Source organism: Acinetobacter sp. YH16032 (assembly GCF_013417345.1).
In the GTDB taxonomy this organism is placed as follows: Bacteria; Pseudomonadota; Gammaproteobacteria; order Pseudomonadales; family Moraxellaceae; genus Acinetobacter.
In genome coordinates this window covers 381,765-401,071 of the sequence record NZ_VPEE01000001.1, presented here as the reverse complement: position 1 = coordinate 401,071, position 19,307 = coordinate 381,765, and the positions used below count along the sequence as shown (strand labels likewise).

At 38.6% G+C, this 19,307-nt stretch carries 15 protein-coding genes and 1 pseudogene; 4 read left to right on the top strand and 12 right to left on the bottom strand.

Features of this window, described 5'->3' with window-relative positions:
* Nucleotides 1-7: 7 nt before the first annotated feature.
* Both FTV32_RS01915 and FTV32_RS01910 read right to left on the bottom strand, forming a co-directional pair.
* A complete protein-coding gene (locus FTV32_RS01915; RefSeq protein WP_180027728.1) occupies nucleotides 8-1,051 on the bottom strand; it encodes a methionine synthase in 1,044 nt (347 codons plus the stop codon).
* A gap of 50 nt (nucleotides 1,052-1,101) precedes the next feature.
* Nucleotides 1,102-2,085 (bottom strand): putative oxygenase MesX, encoded by a 984-nt coding sequence (locus tag FTV32_RS01910; protein ID WP_180027727.1) that lies wholly within the window; start codon nucleotides 2,083-2,085, stop codon nucleotides 1,102-1,104.
* Nucleotides 2,086-2,422: 337 nt separating this feature from the next.
* On the opposite strand from FTV32_RS01910, the gene FTV32_RS01905 reads away from it, so the two are divergent.
* Nucleotides 2,423-3,091 (top strand): epoxyqueuosine reductase QueH, encoded by a 669-nt coding sequence (locus tag FTV32_RS01905; RefSeq protein WP_180027726.1) that lies wholly within the window; start codon nucleotides 2,423-2,425, stop codon nucleotides 3,089-3,091.
* A gap of 57 nt (nucleotides 3,092-3,148) precedes the next feature.
* Here FTV32_RS01905 and FTV32_RS01900 read toward each other — a convergent pair whose 3' ends face one another.
* The 9 genes from FTV32_RS01900 to FTV32_RS01860 all read right to left on the bottom strand — a co-directional run bounded on the left by FTV32_RS01900 (nucleotide 3,149) and on the right by FTV32_RS01860 (nucleotide 12,963).
* On the bottom strand, nucleotides 3,149-3,652 hold the full coding sequence (locus tag FTV32_RS01900) for a GNAT family N-acetyltransferase (protein WP_180027725.1): 504 nt from the start codon (nucleotides 3,650-3,652) through the stop codon (nucleotides 3,149-3,151).
* Nucleotides 3,653-3,654: 2 nt separating this feature from the next.
* The gene (locus FTV32_RS01895; protein WP_180027724.1) at nucleotides 3,655-4,419 is read right to left on the bottom strand and encodes an ABC transporter ATP-binding protein; all 765 of its coding nucleotides are present in this window, start codon (nucleotides 4,417-4,419) and stop codon (nucleotides 3,655-3,657) included.
* Complete coding sequence (locus tag FTV32_RS01890) at nucleotides 4,416-5,432, bottom strand: iron ABC transporter permease (protein WP_180027723.1); 1,017 nt, start codon at nucleotides 5,430-5,432, stop codon at nucleotides 4,416-4,418. Before FTV32_RS01890 ends, FTV32_RS01895 begins: the two co-directional genes overlap by 4 nt.
* Nucleotides 5,429-6,445 (bottom strand): ABC transporter substrate-binding protein, encoded by a 1,017-nt coding sequence (locus tag FTV32_RS01885; RefSeq protein ID WP_180027722.1) that lies wholly within the window; start codon nucleotides 6,443-6,445, stop codon nucleotides 5,429-5,431. Before FTV32_RS01885 ends, FTV32_RS01890 begins: the two co-directional genes overlap by 4 nt.
* On the bottom strand, nucleotides 6,445-8,541 hold the full coding sequence (locus FTV32_RS01880) for a TonB-dependent siderophore receptor (RefSeq protein WP_180027721.1): 2,097 nt from the start codon (nucleotides 8,539-8,541) through the stop codon (nucleotides 6,445-6,447). Before FTV32_RS01880 ends, FTV32_RS01885 begins: the two co-directional genes overlap by 1 nt.
* 211 nt (nucleotides 8,542-8,752) lie before the next feature.
* Nucleotides 8,753-9,433 (bottom strand): GntR family transcriptional regulator, encoded by a 681-nt coding sequence (locus FTV32_RS01875; RefSeq protein ID WP_180027720.1) that lies wholly within the window; start codon nucleotides 9,431-9,433, stop codon nucleotides 8,753-8,755.
* 207 nt (nucleotides 9,434-9,640) lie between these two features.
* Nucleotides 9,641-11,029, bottom strand: coding sequence for a methylenetetrahydrofolate reductase C-terminal domain-containing protein (locus FTV32_RS01870; RefSeq protein WP_180027719.1), 1,389 nt, complete (start codon nucleotides 11,027-11,029; stop codon nucleotides 9,641-9,643).
* Between the two features lie 577 nt (nucleotides 11,030-11,606).
* Nucleotides 11,607-12,647 (bottom strand): ACR3 family arsenite efflux transporter, encoded by a 1,041-nt coding sequence (gene arsB, locus FTV32_RS01865; RefSeq protein ID WP_180027718.1) that lies wholly within the window; start codon nucleotides 12,645-12,647, stop codon nucleotides 11,607-11,609.
* Between the two features lie 4 nt (nucleotides 12,648-12,651).
* Nucleotides 12,652-12,963, bottom strand: a complete 312-nt coding sequence (locus FTV32_RS01860; RefSeq protein WP_180027879.1) for a metalloregulator ArsR/SmtB family transcription factor — start codon at nucleotides 12,961-12,963, stop codon at nucleotides 12,652-12,654.
* 82 nt (nucleotides 12,964-13,045) lie between these two features.
* Between FTV32_RS01860 and arsC the strand changes: the two genes are divergently transcribed.
* From arsC to FTV32_RS01845, 3 genes are all read left to right on the top strand, one after another.
* Nucleotides 13,046-13,474 carry an arsenate reductase (glutaredoxin) gene (gene arsC / locus FTV32_RS01855; protein WP_180027717.1) on the top strand — a complete coding sequence of 143 codons (429 nt, stop codon included), beginning with the start codon at nucleotides 13,046-13,048 and terminating at the stop codon, nucleotides 13,472-13,474.
* A gap of 249 nt (nucleotides 13,475-13,723) precedes the next feature.
* Nucleotides 13,724-15,865, top strand: a complete 2,142-nt coding sequence (locus FTV32_RS01850; protein ID WP_257227575.1) for a PhoX family phosphatase — start codon at nucleotides 13,724-13,726, stop codon at nucleotides 15,863-15,865.
* A gap of 147 nt (nucleotides 15,866-16,012) precedes the next feature.
* Nucleotides 16,013-18,142, top strand: coding sequence for a phosphocholine-specific phospholipase C (locus FTV32_RS01845; protein ID WP_180027716.1), 2,130 nt, complete (start codon nucleotides 16,013-16,015; stop codon nucleotides 18,140-18,142).
* An 88-nt stretch (nucleotides 18,143-18,230) separates the two neighbouring features.
* On the opposite strand, the pseudogene FTV32_RS01840 reads toward FTV32_RS01845, so the two are convergent.
* Nucleotides 18,231-19,300, bottom strand: a pseudogene (locus FTV32_RS01840) (restriction endonuclease).
* Between the last annotated feature and the right edge of the window lie 7 nt (nucleotides 19,301-19,307).

Genomic DNA, 19,307 nt, shown 5'->3' with positions numbered 1-19,307 from the left:
CGTTTGATTAAGCTTCTAGCTCTTTACGGACAATGGCAGCTCCAGCACTTAAAGCCTCAAGCTTGCCACGTGCCACTTGACGAGAGAGCGGCGTCATACCACAGTTCGTTGATGGATAAAGCTTATCCGCGTCCACAAATTGCAAAGCTTTACGCAGGGTATTCGCGACTTCTTCTGCGGTTTCAACTTGATTAGTTGCCACATCAATTGCACCGACCATGACTTTCTTACCACGAATCAATTCAATCAAATCCATTGGCACACGTGAGTTTTGGCATTCAAGCGAAATAATATCGAGCTTAGATTGTTGTAGCTTCGGAAATGACTCTTCGTATTGGCGCCATTCATTACCCAAAGTTTGTTTCCAATCGGTATTGGCTTTAATACCGTAACCGTAGCAAATATGAACCGCAGTTTCACATTTTAAACCTTCAAGTGCACGCTCTAGGGTTGGTACCCCCCAATCATTTACTTCATCGAAGAATACGTTAAACGCCGGTTCATCGAATTGGATAATATCCACGCCTGCTGCTTCAATCTCTAAAGCTTCTTGGTTTAAAATTTTGGCAAATTCCCAAGCCAATTTTTCACGGCTCTTGTAGTGACCATCAAATAAAGTATCAATCATGGTCATTGGACCAGGCAACGCCCATTTAATTGGCTGATTGGTTTGGCTACGCAAGAATTTCGCATCTTCAACAAATACCGCTTGTTTACGAGAAACTTCGCCCACAACAGAAGGTACACTTGCATCATAACGATTACGAATACGCATGGTTTCACGCTTTTCGAAATCCACACCTTCAAGATGCTCAATAAATGTGGTGACGAAGTGCTGACGGGTTTGTTCACCATCACTCACGATATCAATACCAGCAGTGACTTGCTCATGTAATGATAATTTCAATGCATCACGTTTTGCCTCAAGAAGCTCTTCCCCTTCGAGTTTCCATGCAGACCATAGTTTTTCAGGCTCAGCTAACCAAGATGGTTTCGGTAAACTACCCGCAGTTGAAGTTGGGAGTAATAATTTCGGTGGTGTAAGTGCCATGTCTAATCTTCTTTCTCTAAATTCGTGAATCTGTATATCAATTGGATGTTTTAAGCAGCTGTTTCGACTTCGAAATTTTCAGCCCATTCATTTAAAATGTCTTGATAAGGCTTAATGAAATTTTCTTCTGTCCATTTACCTTGTTTGACTGCTAACTCAGCACGTTCTACACGGTCATACACCACACGTGTAAGTGAATAATCGCCATAGCTTAGACTTGGTTGATACACCACACCTGCAGGAGAGTTGGTGTTGTAGATTTCAGGTCGATATATGCGTTGGAAACTTTCCATAGTTGCAATCGCACTGATCAATTCAAAATCAGTGTAGTCTCGGACTAAATCTCCAGCGAAATAGAATGCGAGTGGCGCATTACCACCTTCTGGTTTGAAATAGCGTACACGTAGGCCCATTTTGGCAAAATATTCATCGGTACGTGAATATTCATCATTTTTGTATTCCACACCTAAAATAGGATGTACATTGGATGTACGATAATAGGTTTTAGAGGTTGAAACACTTAAGCAAATTACCGGTTCTTTGTTGAATTCTGCTTTAAATACTGCTGAATTCACCAGATGTTTATACAATTTGCCATGTAGATTACCAAAATCTTCAGGTTTTTCACCCACGCCACAACCCAACTGAGGCAATACCACACTGAAGTCATAATCACGCACATAAGATGAGAAGCTATTGCCAATCATACCTTCAATACGTTCACCTGTTTGGTGATCAATCACCACACTTTTCAGTGTTTCAATAAATGGGAAAGTTTGTCCATTGCCTTCGATATCAATTTCTGCAGAAATGATGTCGATCTCAAGTGAATAGCGATCACCTTTAGGATTATCGACAGTCGCCAAGCTATTAAAACGGTTGTTGATCATCGCAAGTGTACGGCGCAGATTTTCCTGACGACTTTCACCACGAGCCAAATTAGCAAAGTTTGTAGTCAAACGTGTACTTTCTGCTGGCGTATAGTTTTCATCAAAACGGATACGTTTAATTGAACACTCAAATGCTGTACTCATGGAGATTGCCACCTAAAAATTTTATAAAAAGCTAAATTTCTGAATGGCTGTATTTAAACGTGAATAATAAAGTGAGTAAAACGATATAAATTCAGCTTAAGATGAGAATCCCTCATGTTAAAGCATATTCTCTATTTCAAAGCGATTTAAAATAGATGAGCTAACTTATCCATGCAGTTAATGTGTAGATCACTGGTATACGGATGCGATTCCATTCAATCAAATGGTGCTCAAGTGAATTTATCTCAACCTAACCTTAGAAAATATCAGCATATCAAAGCCTTACTAACCAATTAAATCGCTAAAATATAGGGTTTAAATTTAAACCTATATAACTATGTCAAACAAACTTGAACGTCAAAAACTGACTCTCCCAGCAGGTCACGACAAACTTCTACTTCATTCCTGCTGTGCACCATGCTCGGGTGAAGTGATGGAAACCCTGATTGAATCAGGCATCGACTTTTCAATCTTTTTCTATAACCCCAATATTCACCCTGTCAAAGAATATGAAATTCGTAAAGAAGAAAATATTCGCTTTGCCGAAAAACATAATATCCCTTTTATCGACTGTGATTACGATACAGACAATTGGTTTGCACGCGCCAGAGGTATGGAAAATGAACCTGAAAAAGGCATTCGCTGTACTATGTGTTTTGACATGCGTTTTGAACGTACAGCTTTATATGCAGCTGAAAATGACTTCGGTCTAATAAGTAGTTCGCTTGGTATTTCCCGTTGGAAAGATATGAAGCAAATCAACGACTGTGGTCATCGTTCAGCTTCACATTATGATGGGATAACTTATTGGGATTACAACTGGCGTAAGAATGGTGGTGCTGTGCGTATGCTTGAAATCAGCAAAAAAGAGGAGTTCTACCAACAGGAATATTGTGGTTGCGTCTATTCCTTACGTGATACTAATCGTTGGCGTATGAGCCAAGGGCGTGATCGCATCAAAATAGGTGTGAAATTCTATTCAAATGCTCTGGACGATCTAGACTGATTACTTCAGTATTTAGCTATAATCTACATAAATAACGATTAAGTTTATGGCTAAATTTCAAAATCGTTGACCAGATTTTATAGTTTTTAACATATGAATGGTATCGTAAGTTTTTAACCATTCACGTTTAATCAGTTCAAAGCCTTGTAAACACCAAAATTGCTCCGCTGCAGGTAAAAAGGGATGTGTATGCAAATACAAGGTTTCTATGCCGTGTTGCTCGGCATGTGTAAATAATAACTGACACAGTTGCGTGGCAATGCCTTGTCGACGATATTCAGGCAGCACAAAAAGTTTAACCACCTCAACAGCACCTTCAGCAATATCCAAATCAAAACGTCCGTCATAGGCACGGTAAGCAATCGTTGCAATAATTTTGGCTTGATCTTTGACCACGATAAAACAGCCCAAAGAACTGTCCACATAGTACTGCTGAAACTGCGCAATATCTTTGGGAATACGAGCACCATACAGTTCTGGAAATAAAAGCTGGCGTGACTCTAAAGCAAATTGAATGACAGATTGATCGGCGGATTGCAGTATTTCATAAGTTAAATTCATGTTTACAACCAAGAATGATCAGGGATAACAATGGTCTTGTCTTGAATCATGGCTTCATGAAACTCGACATCGTAGACGCTTTTTAAAAATTTCGGATCAGTGAGGCGCGCTTTTGAATCAGGACGAATCACTTCATGTTCACGCATAAAAAACAAATGATCGGCAAATAAGAAAGCCAAATTGGGGTCATGCATAATGGCGATCACAGTAAAATTCTGCCGTGACAATTGACGCAGTTTTTTCATCAAATAAGATTGATAATAGACATCCAAATGATTGGTCGGCTCATCTAATAAAATCACTTTCGGTGCTTGCACTAAAATACGGGCAATCATCACCAATTGACGTTCCCCGCCTGATAGCTCGGTATAAGGACGTTCTTTTAAATGCTCGATATCGAGATCAATTAAGGCCTGATCGACCCGATCCAAATCTTGCTTGGATGGTCGAAATCGACTAAATGCAGCCCGACCAGTGATCACCACATCTTTAACTAGAAATGGGAAAACTGCTTTATGGAACTGCGGTAAAAATCCAAGTAGCGCAGTCCTTTCTTTGCCTTTTATTTGTTCTAAAGCCCGCCCCGCATAAAGTACTCGCCCATCTGTGGTCTGTTCTAAACCTGCCATCAGTTTAAATAGGGTCGATTTGCCACAACCATTGCGACCTAAAATCACCGAGAACTGATGGGCTGGAAATTCAAGCTGAATATTTTTTAACACTTGTTTATGCCCATAGGCATAGTTCAACTGTTCAATCCGAATCATGCCCAAGCCGTCCTTTGTGTTTTGATTAATAATAAGAAAAATGGCGCACCAAGGAGCATGGTGAAAATGCCGATGGGAATTTCAAAGCTGAGTAAAACTCGTGAAAAATTATCAATCAGCAGTAAAAAACTACCGCCTAGAATCATGTTGGCAGGAATACTGTAACGATGATCTGGGCCGACCAGCATGCGCACAATATGCGGCATAAATAATCCATATAGACTGATAATGCCTGCGGCAGCCACTGAAGTAGAGGTGCATAGCGTGACCAATATAATCAGTATAAGCTGCTCCCACTTCGGATTCACCCCCACGGCTTGTGCTTCATCAGCACCCAATGCCATCAGATTCAAGCGCCAACGCATGGCGTATAAGCCCATTAAAGCCACCGTGATCGGCACAACCGCATATTGGACTTTTTGCCACGATGCTTGATGTAAATTCCCCATGGTCCACTGCACGATCGCTTGTAATTTAAAAGGATCACTTAAATATTGAATAATGGTCAGTCCTGCTAAAAACAGACCTGAAACAATCATGCCGGATAAAATCACCATCACCAATGAAGTTTGGCTTTCATGCTTTTGCTGGGCAAACACATAGGTTAATGCCACTGCACATACGCCAAAAATAAATGCCGATAAATTGGGCGACAACCAACTCAAAGATAGTGCTAAAGCTGCACCAAAGGCGGCACCTGAAGAAATCCCCAGCACATAGGAATCCACTAAGGGATTGCGGAACAAAGCTTGCAAGCCATTGCCGGCTGTTGCCAAAGCCGCCCCGACCATAAAGGTCAATAAGATGCGTGGTAGGCGAATATTGAAGACAATATTTTGCATCAAGCTAAATTGTTGCGCATCAAAATACGCTGTACCAAATATCCACTGGATAAACCACAGTGCATAATCCCCTGCGTTTAATGTTTGACTCGGTCCTAGTAACAGCGACGTAAAAATCAGCAGAATCGGCAATGGATAAAACCAAGTGTACTTCCATGAAGTATGGCTCATGACATCAACTCCTTGGCAATTCTCTGACCATAGAGCTTCTCTAAAATCTTGAGTTGCAAAGCTTCAACTGCTAAGTCTGAGGTGTCAGGATAAATGTGATGATGTAGATAAATCGCAGTCACAATAATTTTGATGGTATGTGGGTTATAGATAAATGCAGGGCTGAGATTAAATACTTTCTGCTGTTGTACTGCTTTTAGACCTTGCAATTCTTTACGCTGATAAATCAGTTTGGGGTCGGTATTCCACAGCACAATATTGTCAGGATTCCACTCAATCAGTGTTTCAGGATTGACATTCGGTTGACTGGTCTCCGTTTTAACCACGTTGTAAGCCCCTGCCAATTCAATAAAATCATTGGTAATCGATTTGCGTCCTGAAGTTGAATAAATTCGCCCACCTGACCATGCGTAATACACTGATTGCTTATATTTTTGCTTTGAGGTTGTAAATGCCACTTCTGCCAGAACCGCATCTGAAAATTCGAGGATTTCTTTGGCACGTTGCTCAGCACCTGTAAGCTGGGCAATTTCGTACAGCTCTTCTTTCACCTGATCGTAAGTGCCTGATTCCATCACATAGACTGCAATACCAAATTGTCGAAGCAATTGAATGATTTGCGTTTGCCCACTAACTAAAATCACCAAATCCGGCTTTAACAGCATTAAGCTTTCAATATTGGTGGCATTTGAGCCTTGTGAAGGTGTGGCAAGTTGTTTATTGGCAATACGCGAATCCATTTTGGAATAGGCATGAAATAACAAGGGCTGTAAATACACCTCAGCAGGAATCCCCACAACCTTTTCGCCCTGCCCCAACATATATAGCCCGTCTAAACCTGACTCAAATAAGGATACAATGCGCTGTGCCGGCTGAGGTAGGCAGACTTCGGTCTCTGAGCTATCCATCACACAACGCGATGTTGGGCTTTGTATTTTTGCTGGTATCGGTTGCTCTGTTGCCGTACAACCCAACAGTAAACAGCTCAGTAAAATGACAATAAATCTTTGCATCAGTATTGCCACTGTACCGATAACGCTGCTTTGATCGGCTCACCAGCTTGTATCCATACATGGCTATAACTGGATAGGTAATATTCCTCGTTTAACAAATTATGAATATTCAATTGATAGCGTAAATTTGGATTTGCTTGGTAATAAGCCCCAAGGTTCAATACGGTATAGGCAGGTAAGCTGAAACCATTAGCCGTATTGGTTGGGCTGTCTCCACTCCGTTGCCCGACATAATTGAGGTTGAAATTTAGACCTGCTGCATGTTGCGTATTTTGCCAAAGGTCATAACTTGCCATGACATGTGCACTATGTTTGGGTACGTTGCTCAGTGCTGAGCCTGCAGGTAACACATCATCTTTGCTGACTTTGGCATCCATATAGGCGTAGCCTGCTGACACCATCATCTGGTCATTGATACGATGGTTCAGGTCAATTTCAAGCCCTGTACTTTTCACTTCACCGACTGCGGCTTCGAAGTTTGGGTCAAGCGCATCCGTCATCAGGACATTTTTTTTGCTCATATCAAACAAGGCGATGCTAAGCATACTGTAATCTTGCCAATGGTATTTCGCGCCGATTTCATAGCTTTTCGCTGTTTCAGGTGCAAACGTCTCCCCTGTGCGACCCATGCCATTATTCATGGAAAATGTTTCGCCATAATTGGTGTAAAAAGAGAGTGCTGGCGTAGGACGGTAATTGAGGCCTATACGTGGGCTAAACTTTTGTGCTGTACTCTGATCCTTGAACTGCGTGCGATGATTGATAAAGCGCTGTTCGACACGATCTAATCGACCACCGAATAAAATATTCCATTGATCATTAAAAAAGACCTGATCTTGTACATTCACAGCCATGTACTGCTGACGTTCATCCGAATCGGTATGTAAAGGCAGTTCAGGGCTAAATTGCCCATAAGTAGGAGCGTAAATGTTGATCCAATTGGGCTGAGCAGCCGAGTGATTAAGACGCATTTGACGTTGCATAAAATCTAAACGCCCTGTTTCTACACCGAGTACAAATTCATGCTGAACATGACCGAGTTGCAGTTGGCCAAGTACTTCAGCTTGGAGCAAAATATCATCGGTCTGATAATCACGATGACGACGCTGACGCTCTAGCGTTTCTAAGTCTGCTTGTAATTTGCGTGGTTCTGTCGAATAGCCCACCATCTGGGCGTCTTTATAACTGATCGCAGCATTCATCTGCCATGCGTCATTGAACTGATGCTTTAATCGAACTTGATAGAGATTGTCTTTGACGCGCATATCATCATCAGAAGGCTCACCGGTAAAGGTCTTTGGATCCATCAATAACTGGTTATTTACAGCCGTGATACCACGGTCAAATGTGCCTAAATGCTGGGTAAATTCAGTATCTAAATGCACTTGGGTATTTTCAGATAATTTCCATGAGAATTGCGGTGCGACAAATAAACGTTGGCTACTGACATGATCACGGAACGACTGATTATCCTCAATGGCAACGGCCATTCGATACGCCAACGCATCGCTGATTGGCGCGGTCTGTTCAAGACTTAAACGATATTCATCTTGTGTTGTCCCACGAAGATTAAGTTCTGTTTCAGACGTCCATTTTGTTTTTTTTGTGGTGACATTCAATGCACCACCGACCTCGCCACGCCCATACAGTGAGGCACTCGGACCCTTTAAAAAATCCAGTGATTCAATATTCACCATATCTCGCGGTGCAGAAATGCCACGATTGACACTTAGCCCATTACGAATGGCATTCACCCCCATATTGGGATTACCTTGGAATCCTCGGAATGAATAATTATCCCAAAAGCCCCCACCATAATTATTTTGATGCAATACCCCACTGACTACGCTGAGGGCTTGATCGATGCGCTGAATATCTTGCTGCTGGATGACGTCTTGCGACAGATGACTTTTATTGAAAGGGATATCCAATAGATCATGCTGAAATTTGCTTAAAGCTTGAGATTGCTGTGTAGATTCTGAGGCTAAAGCTGTGCTGACATAAATCGTATCTAGGGTTTTGACCTGATCTGTTGCAAACACCTGATCACTTATACCAACCAAACTCATTAAAAAAACTACACGCGATTTCAACATACCTACCCTTAACAGCATGCACAATATTGATGCACTAAATAAATATGAATCCAATTGGTGCACTTGTTATGTGATTTATGCACCAAAATTACACAAATATAAGCAACATATTGTGGATTTCTTTTTTGTATACATTCTTGTATACAAGATGTAAGTGGATAAGCAAAAAAAATGCCAATTCTTAAAATTAGCATTTTTTTAATAAATTATCTTAAACAGTTGAAAATATTTTAAGGGTAATTTTCTTCACGTCTTCAATACTATGTAAGACATGATGTTCTGCTAAATGGATCGCCCCATCAGCATCACGAGCTAAAATACATCTAAGTATTGCAGCATGATCATGATAAGCATGCTGGATATCAAATTTACGCATGGCGCCTAAACTGAGCACAATTCGGATTTTTTCACTGATTTCATGATGAATCTTGGCGATTTGACGATTTCCTGCAGCTCTAACCAAGGCACAATGAAAATCTTCACTTTGCAGCACCAATGCTTGGGTGTTCTGGTTATAGTCCTGTTCTTCTACAAGCCATAATTGCTTTAAATTCTGTAATTCTTCAGATTGCTCATGATCCATTACGCATAAACGTTTAACAGCCTCTTTTTCCAAGATCATACGTAAATCAAAGAGCTCTTGATAAAAGGTAAAATCTAAAGGCTTAATTTCCCAACCACTGCGGAAATGCACATTCACATAGCCTTCTTGTTCAAGACGATACAGTGCTTGCCGTGTTGGGGTACGGCTAACCTCATACTTTTCAGAAAGGTCCGTTTCAGTAAAACGTTGTCCAGGTTTGAGCTTAAAGCTAAAAATATCATCCTTTATTTGTTGATAAATCACATTAGCTAAATTGCCAGTGCCTGACTTAATGGGCGTTATGCTCATCCTTAATTCTCGTTTTACATCTATGTAATAAATAAATTATAGAGTCATCATGAGAATTTAAGAATCAGTAAATGTTGATATATTGGAAAATAGATTAAATTTTGACTTTTAAATTTATAGGATAATTTAATTTAAGCCCCTATATAACGCTAATTAATAATTGTATTTCAATACTAAAAATCAACTCATACAAGAAATTGAACACACTTAAACTTTTCCCAAAAACCAATTTTTCCAAGAACTGGTTCCACGAACTTCAACAGGTACGGTTGCAATCAGGGTATCTTTTAAAACGTCAGTTTGTCCTACAGCTTTGGCTAATCGGGCTTTTACAGAGTGAATGCATTCACGATCTCCAAACTCACATCGATCTAATGTGGTGCCACCGCAAGGGCCATTTGCAAGTCCTTTAGGACATGTTTCAGGGCAAATATATAAAGTATCAGCCAATCTACATTGACCACAATTTTCACAGCCCACAACCATATGTTTTGACTTAAATTCGGTTTTTAACAAAGTTTTTGATGCCAGCTCATTATCCCAAAAGGACGCTTTAAAAATAAACCTACCTACACTTTTAGAGATTTTGGACTCAAAAAGGGCTTTATGCATGACATGCAAATGATGATATTTAATCAGCTGACCTAATGTCGGTTGACGCGCATCATAAGTTAATTCTGGAACAAACTCATTTCCAGTCTTAATCTGCCAAAGAGATTTCCAGCGTGCTTCAAGTTCCTCTAAATCATCATGTTGATATTGCTCAATATAATTTTGCAGAACCTTCTGTTCTTCTGAATTTTCGCATGCTGAAAGATGAACACCATTAAAACCTAAAAGCTTACACATCAATATTTGTATGGCACACCGCTTATACGCATTTTCAGCCAATCCATTCTGTTTTTCCTCAGCCAACACTCTCAACATATAAGATGTAATCACAATACCAGCGACTTTATTTTTGACTATAAAATTGGCCCGTGCCAAGCTCAGTGGCATAACGCAAGCCAGTATTTTTTGTTTGTAATGGTAATGTTTTAGAAAAGACTTTATCTCTTTTAAGGCATCCATGTCATACCCTAATTGGGTAATAATAAAATCTGCGCCGGCTTTAACTTTTTTATGTAATTTTAAATATTGAGCATAATGCTCAGCCTCAGTATATTTAAAGGGATTAAATGCAACACCTATATTAAAGCCACCATAATTCTTTGCGGACATCACTGCATTAATCGATTCTAAGTATCGGGTACGTTCAAATTGATCATCCCCATAACTATGCTCTTTAAGCTTATCACCAGTGATCAAAAGTAAATTTCTAATCTGAGCTGAACTAGCCTGATGAAGAAATAACTCAAAATCCTTAATATCACGACCTTTCCCTGAAAAATGCAAAACTTTATCGATTGATTTTGGATAATCCTGACTTGCTTCAAGAGGTACCATATCGTGATCCGATTGGACACGATCGGCAATGGCTACAAAGGCTGGAAAGCCCGCTATATTACGTGTTATCTGTTGGCTTTTGGTTGAGGTTAAATACTCTACTAAAATACAGAATTTTTGAAGTTCTAAGTTTTGAAAAAAATTAAGCATGTGTCTTGATTGACCGAATTTTTTAGACTGCAATCATTGTCCAAATCCAAATGAATAGAATTCATGCACTTATTCAAGGATTAACAGAATTTATTAAATTAGATGTAACCCATTTCCAAGTTATCTATTAAATTTAAATAGCTTGGGAAAAATCGGCTTTTGAACAAGATTGTAAAACAACCATTAAATTTGATTAAATCAGGATATTCTATCTTTGAACTCTTTGTGCCCTAAAGCTCATTATAAATAATTGATGATTTAAGCTGTTACCATTTACTTACCAAAATTTAAAAATAAAAAACCACTTACGATTAATGCACGTAAGTGGTCGTTTTATTTGGTGGGCCCAGACGGATAATAACTAGCACCTATCCTATTGTTTTTATTACACTAATTAATATTAAAAAATTACAGGATACAAGCTAGGATACATGGTTTAAATGTTCATTTTTTAATCAATTAAACTTTTTTCACCACTTAACTCCCCTACTATATCACTAGCTCATCGGATTTAAAAAAATATAGATTATCTTAGTAAAAAATATTTAAACATCAATATTAAGTTATTGCATTCACCTTATCCCTCTTTAAAAACTTTTTTTCTCAACCACAGCGACACTGTCACTAAAGCAATCAATACAGGAACTTCAACAAGTGGACCAATCACTGTTGTGAAAGCGACAGGTGAAGCTAATCCAAAAGTGGCAATCGCTACAGCTAGTGCTAATTCAAAATTGTTGCCTGCAGCAGTAAATGAAATAGCAGTCGTTTTAGGGTAATCGTTGCCCATCCACTTACTCATAAAGAAGCTGATGAAGAACATTGCAACAAAATAGATCGTCAAAGGAATAGCGATTCTAAGCACGTCTAGAGGAAGGCTAATCATTTCACCACCTTTAAGACTGAACATGGCTACAATCGTGAATAAAAGCGCAATAAGGTTGATTGGGCTAATCTTTGGAATAAACTTAGTTTGATACCAATCCAAACCTTTCTGTTTGACTAAAATCAGTCGGGTTAAAAATCCAAGTAAGAACGGAATACCTAGATAAATGAGAACAGCATGGGTAATGGTCCAAAAGCTTACATCAATGATTTGTGCTTCTACCCCAAAGAATGGCGGTAAGAAGGTCAAGAACAACCAAGCATAAGTACTAAAGAACAAGATCTGGAAGATACTGTTAAACGCAACCAAGGCAGCAACATATTGATTATCCCCACATGCCAGACCATTCCAGACGAGGACCATCGCAATACATCGGGCTAAGCCTATGAGAATTAGGCCAGTCATATATTCAGGATAGGCGTGCAGAAAAATGATTGCCAAAGCAAACATTAAGCAAGGTGCAATGATCCAGTTTTGAACAAGAGATAATGTAAGGGTTTGCTTGTCCTCAAAGACTTTAGGCAAGGTTGCATAGTCAACTTTGGCAAGTGGTGGATACATCATCAAAATAAGCCCGATCGCAATCGGGATATTCACTGAATTTATGCTGAATTGATCAAGTACCACAGAGGTTTGAGGGAAAAGTACGCCTATGCCTACGCCTAATGCCATGGCAATAAAAATCCATAGCGTTAAATTTCGGTCTAAAAATGAGAGTTTGGAGGTAGACATTCTATTACTCGCATTGCATAGCGATCGTGATGTTGCTAGGGGGATTCATAACCTCATCCTTTAACACATGAAGGATAGACGTTGCCCACTCGGGTAAATCAGGATTTAATCGGTAATACACCCACTGTCCCTTGCGTTCATCTAGCAAAATTGAAAGGTTACGGAGTAAAGCCAAGTGACGAGAAATTTTAGGTTGGCTCAGTTGTAATATCTCTGTGATTTCACAAACACATACATTTTGTCTTTCTAAAATGATTTTTAAAATATCCAAACGGGTCGGATCTGAGAGGCATTTAAAGAAATCGGATTGATTCATCATCCACACTCATAAATATGATCTTGCGAATATACACATATCCATATATAAATTCAATATGATTCAGCTCTGAGTAAATATCATGTCATCAAAAATTAAGATTTATCACAACCCTGCGTGTGGCACCTCAAGAAATACATTAGCACTTATTCGAAATACAGGAGCAGAACCTGAAATTGTTGAATATCTTGTTTATCCTCCAAGCAAAAGTGAATTGGTTGATTTAATTGAAAAATCAGGTCTCTCTGTACGTGAATCCATTCGTAAAAATGTAGAACCCTTTGCAACACTCAAATTAGATGAACAACACTGGACAGATGAGCAGCTTATTAATTTTATGCTTGAGTATCCAATTTTAATTAATCGTCCATTTGTAGTGACTGAACTGGGTGTAAAACTCTGTAGACCGTCTGAACTGGTTTTAGATATTTTGTCTGCCCCTCAATTGGGAGCTTTTATTAAAGAAGATGATGAAATGATCATAGATAAAGATGGTAAGCGGATTAAATAAATCCGCCACATTTCACAAAATAACTTTATAGCGATCACGAGCTTTAGACACGGTTCAGCATAGATAATTTTTGTCAATTTATCATCAAAAACAACAATACCTAAAATATAAATTAAGATAAAGTTTATGATTAATAAATAAGCATAAATTATAAAACCATCATTTAATAATTCAGTAATAATTAATTCAATAAATTGAAATATAAGAATTTTATGATCAACACAACTTTATATTGATTTCCTATCAGTGATGACCAAAAAAAATCAGCAAACCCTCACCGAAGAATTATTTCAAAAAAAATTAACGCGCCGATCTTTTGTCAAGAATAGTGCCTATACTTTATCGAGTATTGCATTAATGACTCAAATTAGTAGTTGTGGGAATGAGTCTAATTCCTCCAATGATGCCACTTCCTTTCCCGATGAGTTGCCCTCTCCTACTTACTACGATGAAAAAAACTCAATTCATCAACTAAACTTTAAACCAGTCAGCAAACATATTGATGACAAATTAACTGTACCTGAAGGATACAAAGCTGAAGTTATTTATTCCACTGGTGATCCTATTATTGAAGAATTGGACGAGTGGAATGATCAAAAAAATGCTTCTGGAGCATCTTTTCAATTTAGATCAGGTGAAGGTCATGACGGTATGACATTTTTCGGTATGAAAAATGATAAATATGATTCAACTCACTCCGATGAAGGTTTATTAGTACTTAATCATGAACATATTAGTCCTGATGTTAAATTACATCCGACTTTCGCTATTCATAATGAAGATAAAATATTACGTGAAATAAATGCACATGGCGTATCAATTGTTCATTTGACTAAAGATGATAATCAAAATGTAAATATTAAAAAAAATTCACTTTTCAATCGTAGGATTACCCCTAACACGAAAATGAAAGTATCTGGGCCAGTTTATGGAAACTCGATAATTAAGACTAAATTAGATCCAGATGGAACAACGTTGCACGGCACTCTCAATAATTGTGGCAACGGTTACACGCCATGGGGCACCTATCTCACTACAGAGGAAAACTTTTTTCAATATTTTGTGTATTCAGGTATAAATCTCACAAAAAAAAATAAGTATTCACTTGACCGTTATGGTTTCTTACCTCAAGGCTTATTAATCAACTTAAATAATTGGCATATTCCATTTGGAAATGTTCAATCCGATTCCCGTTTATTTGAACGTTGGCAAATAAAACAAAATAAAGATGTTGGTCCTGAACAAGATTTTAGAAATTCAGGAAATTGTTTTGGCTGGATAGTGGAAATTGATCCATTTAACGCTGGTGAACCGATCAAGAGAACAGCATTAGGGCGTTTTTATCACGAAGATTGTCGCGTGAGCAGACCCATTCCTGGAGAACCATTGGCCTTTTATATGGGGGATGACTCTAAAGGAGAATACATTTACAAATTCGTATCAGAAGCTGTTTGGGATCCCAAAGATCTTAATGGAGGGTATCAGGCTGGTAACAAGTATATGGATCACGGAAAACTATATGTAGCTAAATTTAATTTAGATGAAAGGGATTACAAAACATATGGAGAATGGATTGAGTTATCAATCAATCACCCTTTGATTATCAATTACTCTGATTATAGTTTTAATGATCAAGCAGATGTATTAACCAATGCTAGAATAGCCGCGGATGCAGTCGGTGCAACTCGCATGGATCGACCTGAATGGGTAGCTATCAATCCAAAAAATGGGGAAGTTTATGTCAGCTTAACCAACAACTCAGACCGTGGAAGTGATGATGAGATTGACCCTGCCAATCCTCGATCAACGGGTAAAGGCAATCTGAATGGCCATATTATTCGTTTCAAAGAAGCAAATAAGAAATCTGATGCTACGCATTTTGAATGGGATATTTTCCTATTTGGATCCCCAGCAGATCAAGACAATTCTTATAACCTCTCAGAATTAAGTCACGACAATGATTTTTCAAGCCCAGATGGAATGTGGTTTGATCCAAGAGGAGTACTTTGGATTCAAACAGATGATAGCGAATATACTGATACATCCAATTGCATGATGTTAGCTGCACTTCCAGGAGAGGTTGGTGATGGCGAGCTAGCGTATGCTGAAACAGGATCAACTAAACTTCAAACCACTAGACGTGGGGCTAAACTTAATTCCAATCAATTAAAACGCTTTCTCGTGGGTCCTAAAGGATGTGAAATAACTGGTATCACAATGACTCCTGACTATAAGGCATTATTTGTCAACATACAGCACCCATCAGGAAATTGGCCGAATAATCACCCTGCCGAGCTAAACAAAAGTAAAGGTCTTTCTAAATCTCCACGTTCAGCCACTGTTGTTATCACACGTTTAGACGGTGGAACGATCTTAGGAGAAACATTATGAAAGTAACGACTTGTGTATTGTTGCTTTTACTTTTGTCTGGTTGCGGTGAAAGTGATTCCTCATCGGAAAATCATAATACGAGTAATTCTAGCGAATACGAAAAACCCACTTCATGTGAACAACACTGTGCACCATAGGATTTAAGTGATGAATAGACGAGATTTTATTAAAAATTCAGGTAAAGCTATCCTAGGGGCAACAGCAGTAGCCACTTTACCAATTTCAATTCAAAAAGCATTAGCTATTGATGCAAAAGTGACAACTGGAACTATTGAAGATGTAAAGCATATCGTAATATTGACACAAGAAAATCGTTCTTTTGATCACTACTTTGGTAGTTTAAAAGGGGTACACGGTTTTCAGGATCGTATTACGATACCTTTACCTAATAAACGAAACATTTGGCAACAAATCGATGAAAACGGAAAAATCATTCAACCTTATCATCTAGATAGTACTCAAGGTAATGCTCAACGAGTAAAAGGCACTCCACATACTTGGATAGATGGTCAACAGGCATGGGACAATGGCAGATTGACTAACTGGCCTAAATTCAAAGAAACACAATCAATGGGTTATTACACTCGTCAAGAATTAGAATTTCATTACGCCCTCGCTGATGCATTTACAATTTGTGATGCATATCACTGTGCTATGCATGCTGGTACTAATCCAAATCGTCATTTTATCTGGAATGGTCATCATGGCCCCACGGCTGCAGGAGTTTCAAATGTAGTTAACGAGTACAATGTTATTGGATTTTCTAATCAGGGCTACGATTGGAAAACATATCCTGAAAGACTTCAAGAAGCAGGCGTGACATGGAAAGTTTACCAAAATCTACCTGATAATTTTCTGTGTAATCCCCTAGCTGGATTTAAACAATATCGCCGTGAAAGTGAACAAGCGTTCCTCAAGGGGGTCTCATCCCTTTCACCATATAACTCAAAAGATGATAATCAATTCCCGTTACTTAAAGGCATTTCAAATACTTTACCAGGCGTAGGTGGAAACATTGATGCTCTAAAAAAAGATATTGCCGATGGAAATCTTCCATCTGTGAGTTGGATTGTATGTCCAGCTGCCTATAGTGAACATCCATCTTTATCTAGCCCTGTTCAAGGTGGTTGGTTTATTCAAGAAATACTAAATGCTCTGACTGAAAATGAAGAAGTTTGGAGTCAGACTGTTTTTTTAATTAACTATGATGAAAATGATGGATATTTTGATCATGTTCCATCTCCATGTGCACCAAGCAAAGATAAGAATGGCAAAATTTGGGGCAAATCTACACTTTCAGATACCGAAATGGCTTATGAGTATTACACTCATCCACCAGCACCATCAACCACAGGTCAACCTGATCCAGATGGTGGTGTGTATGGACCAGGTATTCGTGTTCCCATGCTAGTGATTTCGCCCTGGAGTCGTGGAGGCTGGGTAAATTCACAAATATTCGATCACACATCAATTATTCGTTTCATTGAAACAAGATTCGGGGTATTTGAACCTAATATAAGTCCATATCGTCGTAAATTATGCGGTGATTTAACCTCATCATTTAATTTTAAAAATCCCAATTTAGAAAAACTACCCAAACTTGCTGGAACTAAGTCCCAGAATGAAGTTAATGCTATAAGCTTAAGCCAAGGTGCAAAACCACAAATTAAAGTACCTACTAGTTATCAACCTTTACGACAAGAGTTTGGTCTACGACCTTCACGTGCACTCCCTTATATTCTACATACCAGTGCAATAGTAGAAAATACTTATGCCCAGCTTATATTCGCAAACTCTGGTAACCAAGGCGGATTATTTCACGTGTACGACCGATTGAATCTTGATGTATACCCTAAACGATATTTCGTTGAACCAGGTAAACAACTTGAAGACTCTTGGCAAATAAATGCTGGAGAGTATGATTTGTTTGTGCTAGGCCCCAACGGATATCATAGATCATTTGTGGGCAACATTAGATCAGATAATTTAGAACCAGAAATTCAAGTTTGTTACGATTTATGCCATTATTATCTGACAGTTAAGTTTAAAAATATTACACAACCTGGTGTTTTATATCTCAAAAACAATGCTTACGATTCTAATAAAATTATCGAGATTTCAAATAAGCAGCTAGATGAAGGTATTGTTTTAGACGTCTCAAAATTTTCAGGGTGGTACGATTTTTCTCTTATGAATCATCATAATGAAAAATACGAGCGCCGCTTTGCAGGAAGAATGGAAATTGGGAAAGATAGCATATCCGAACCACATATGTAGTTAGGACTAATTTAAAAATATTCTAGTTAAAGCGAATTAAAACTATTTTAATTCGCCTAACATTTAGATAAAAAAACATTCAAATAAATTAAATAATTTTAAAATTTTGAGGGTTATCTACATTAAAAGGCACTACTCGAAGCTTTGCACCTTGAGTATGCCTAAAGCAAAAATCATCCAAAGGTTGATCAAACTTCCCTGCTAGGTATGGATACACCAAAATCACTTCACTCTCATGTTTCAGGTAATAGTGACTGTAAGCAAACATCTGCTGAATATCACTATCCTTTGAGCCATATCGTCCACTACAGTCATTTTGATCAATCAACTTCCACTTGGTATCCAGCACAACGTTTGGCATTTTAGCTTTGGAGTGATCAATAAAAATATCAGGCTTTAATTTAAATATCTTACTCTTTTGATGCTTGAAGATATGTTCTGTCGAATGCTGTGTTTTAACCTGATATTCAGGCAACGCACGGCGCTAATGATAAGCCACATAGTGCTCAAATAACTTTTCCATCGGAAAGAGTAAACTCATCCCCCCGCGTAGATCCAAGCATGTATTCACCTAGGATTAACTCAGTCCAAAGTTTAATCCAGCATACAAAGCAAGTAAACGCCCTGACTGCCATTGCCTAAAATCTTGCTGAACGTTTAAGCTTCGTGGGATTTCATTCGTCATCAAACGCAGCTCTTGCGCCAATTTCCAATTATTTAAATTTTTGGTCTTTATACAGACCACTTCTAAAGCTATACGGATCAACCGTTTTTCAGGTCGCTTCACCTCACAAACATCATGCTCAATCAGAAAGATAGTTTCTTCGTAGGTGGGTGGCGCATGTATTTCACAAGCTGTAATTTTCCACGTAAAAACTTCTCTTCATCTTGCACACGGTTATAGTCAAAACGTAGACAGCACTGTACCAAACGCTCAAAGGATACCAAGAACTGAGTCATGTTACATTCATGCAAAGGCTGTTTAAAGCGGTTTAAATTGGCACTTCCTGCTTCTCTATACTGTAAATACAACGATACACTAAACATTTTTTGCATAAGTTCACGTTCTGCTAAAATAGTCGATTGATCATCTGTGCCACTTAGCTCTACATGCTTCGGTAATATTTCTATACGTGTACCGCACGGCGTTTCAATCACACCAACA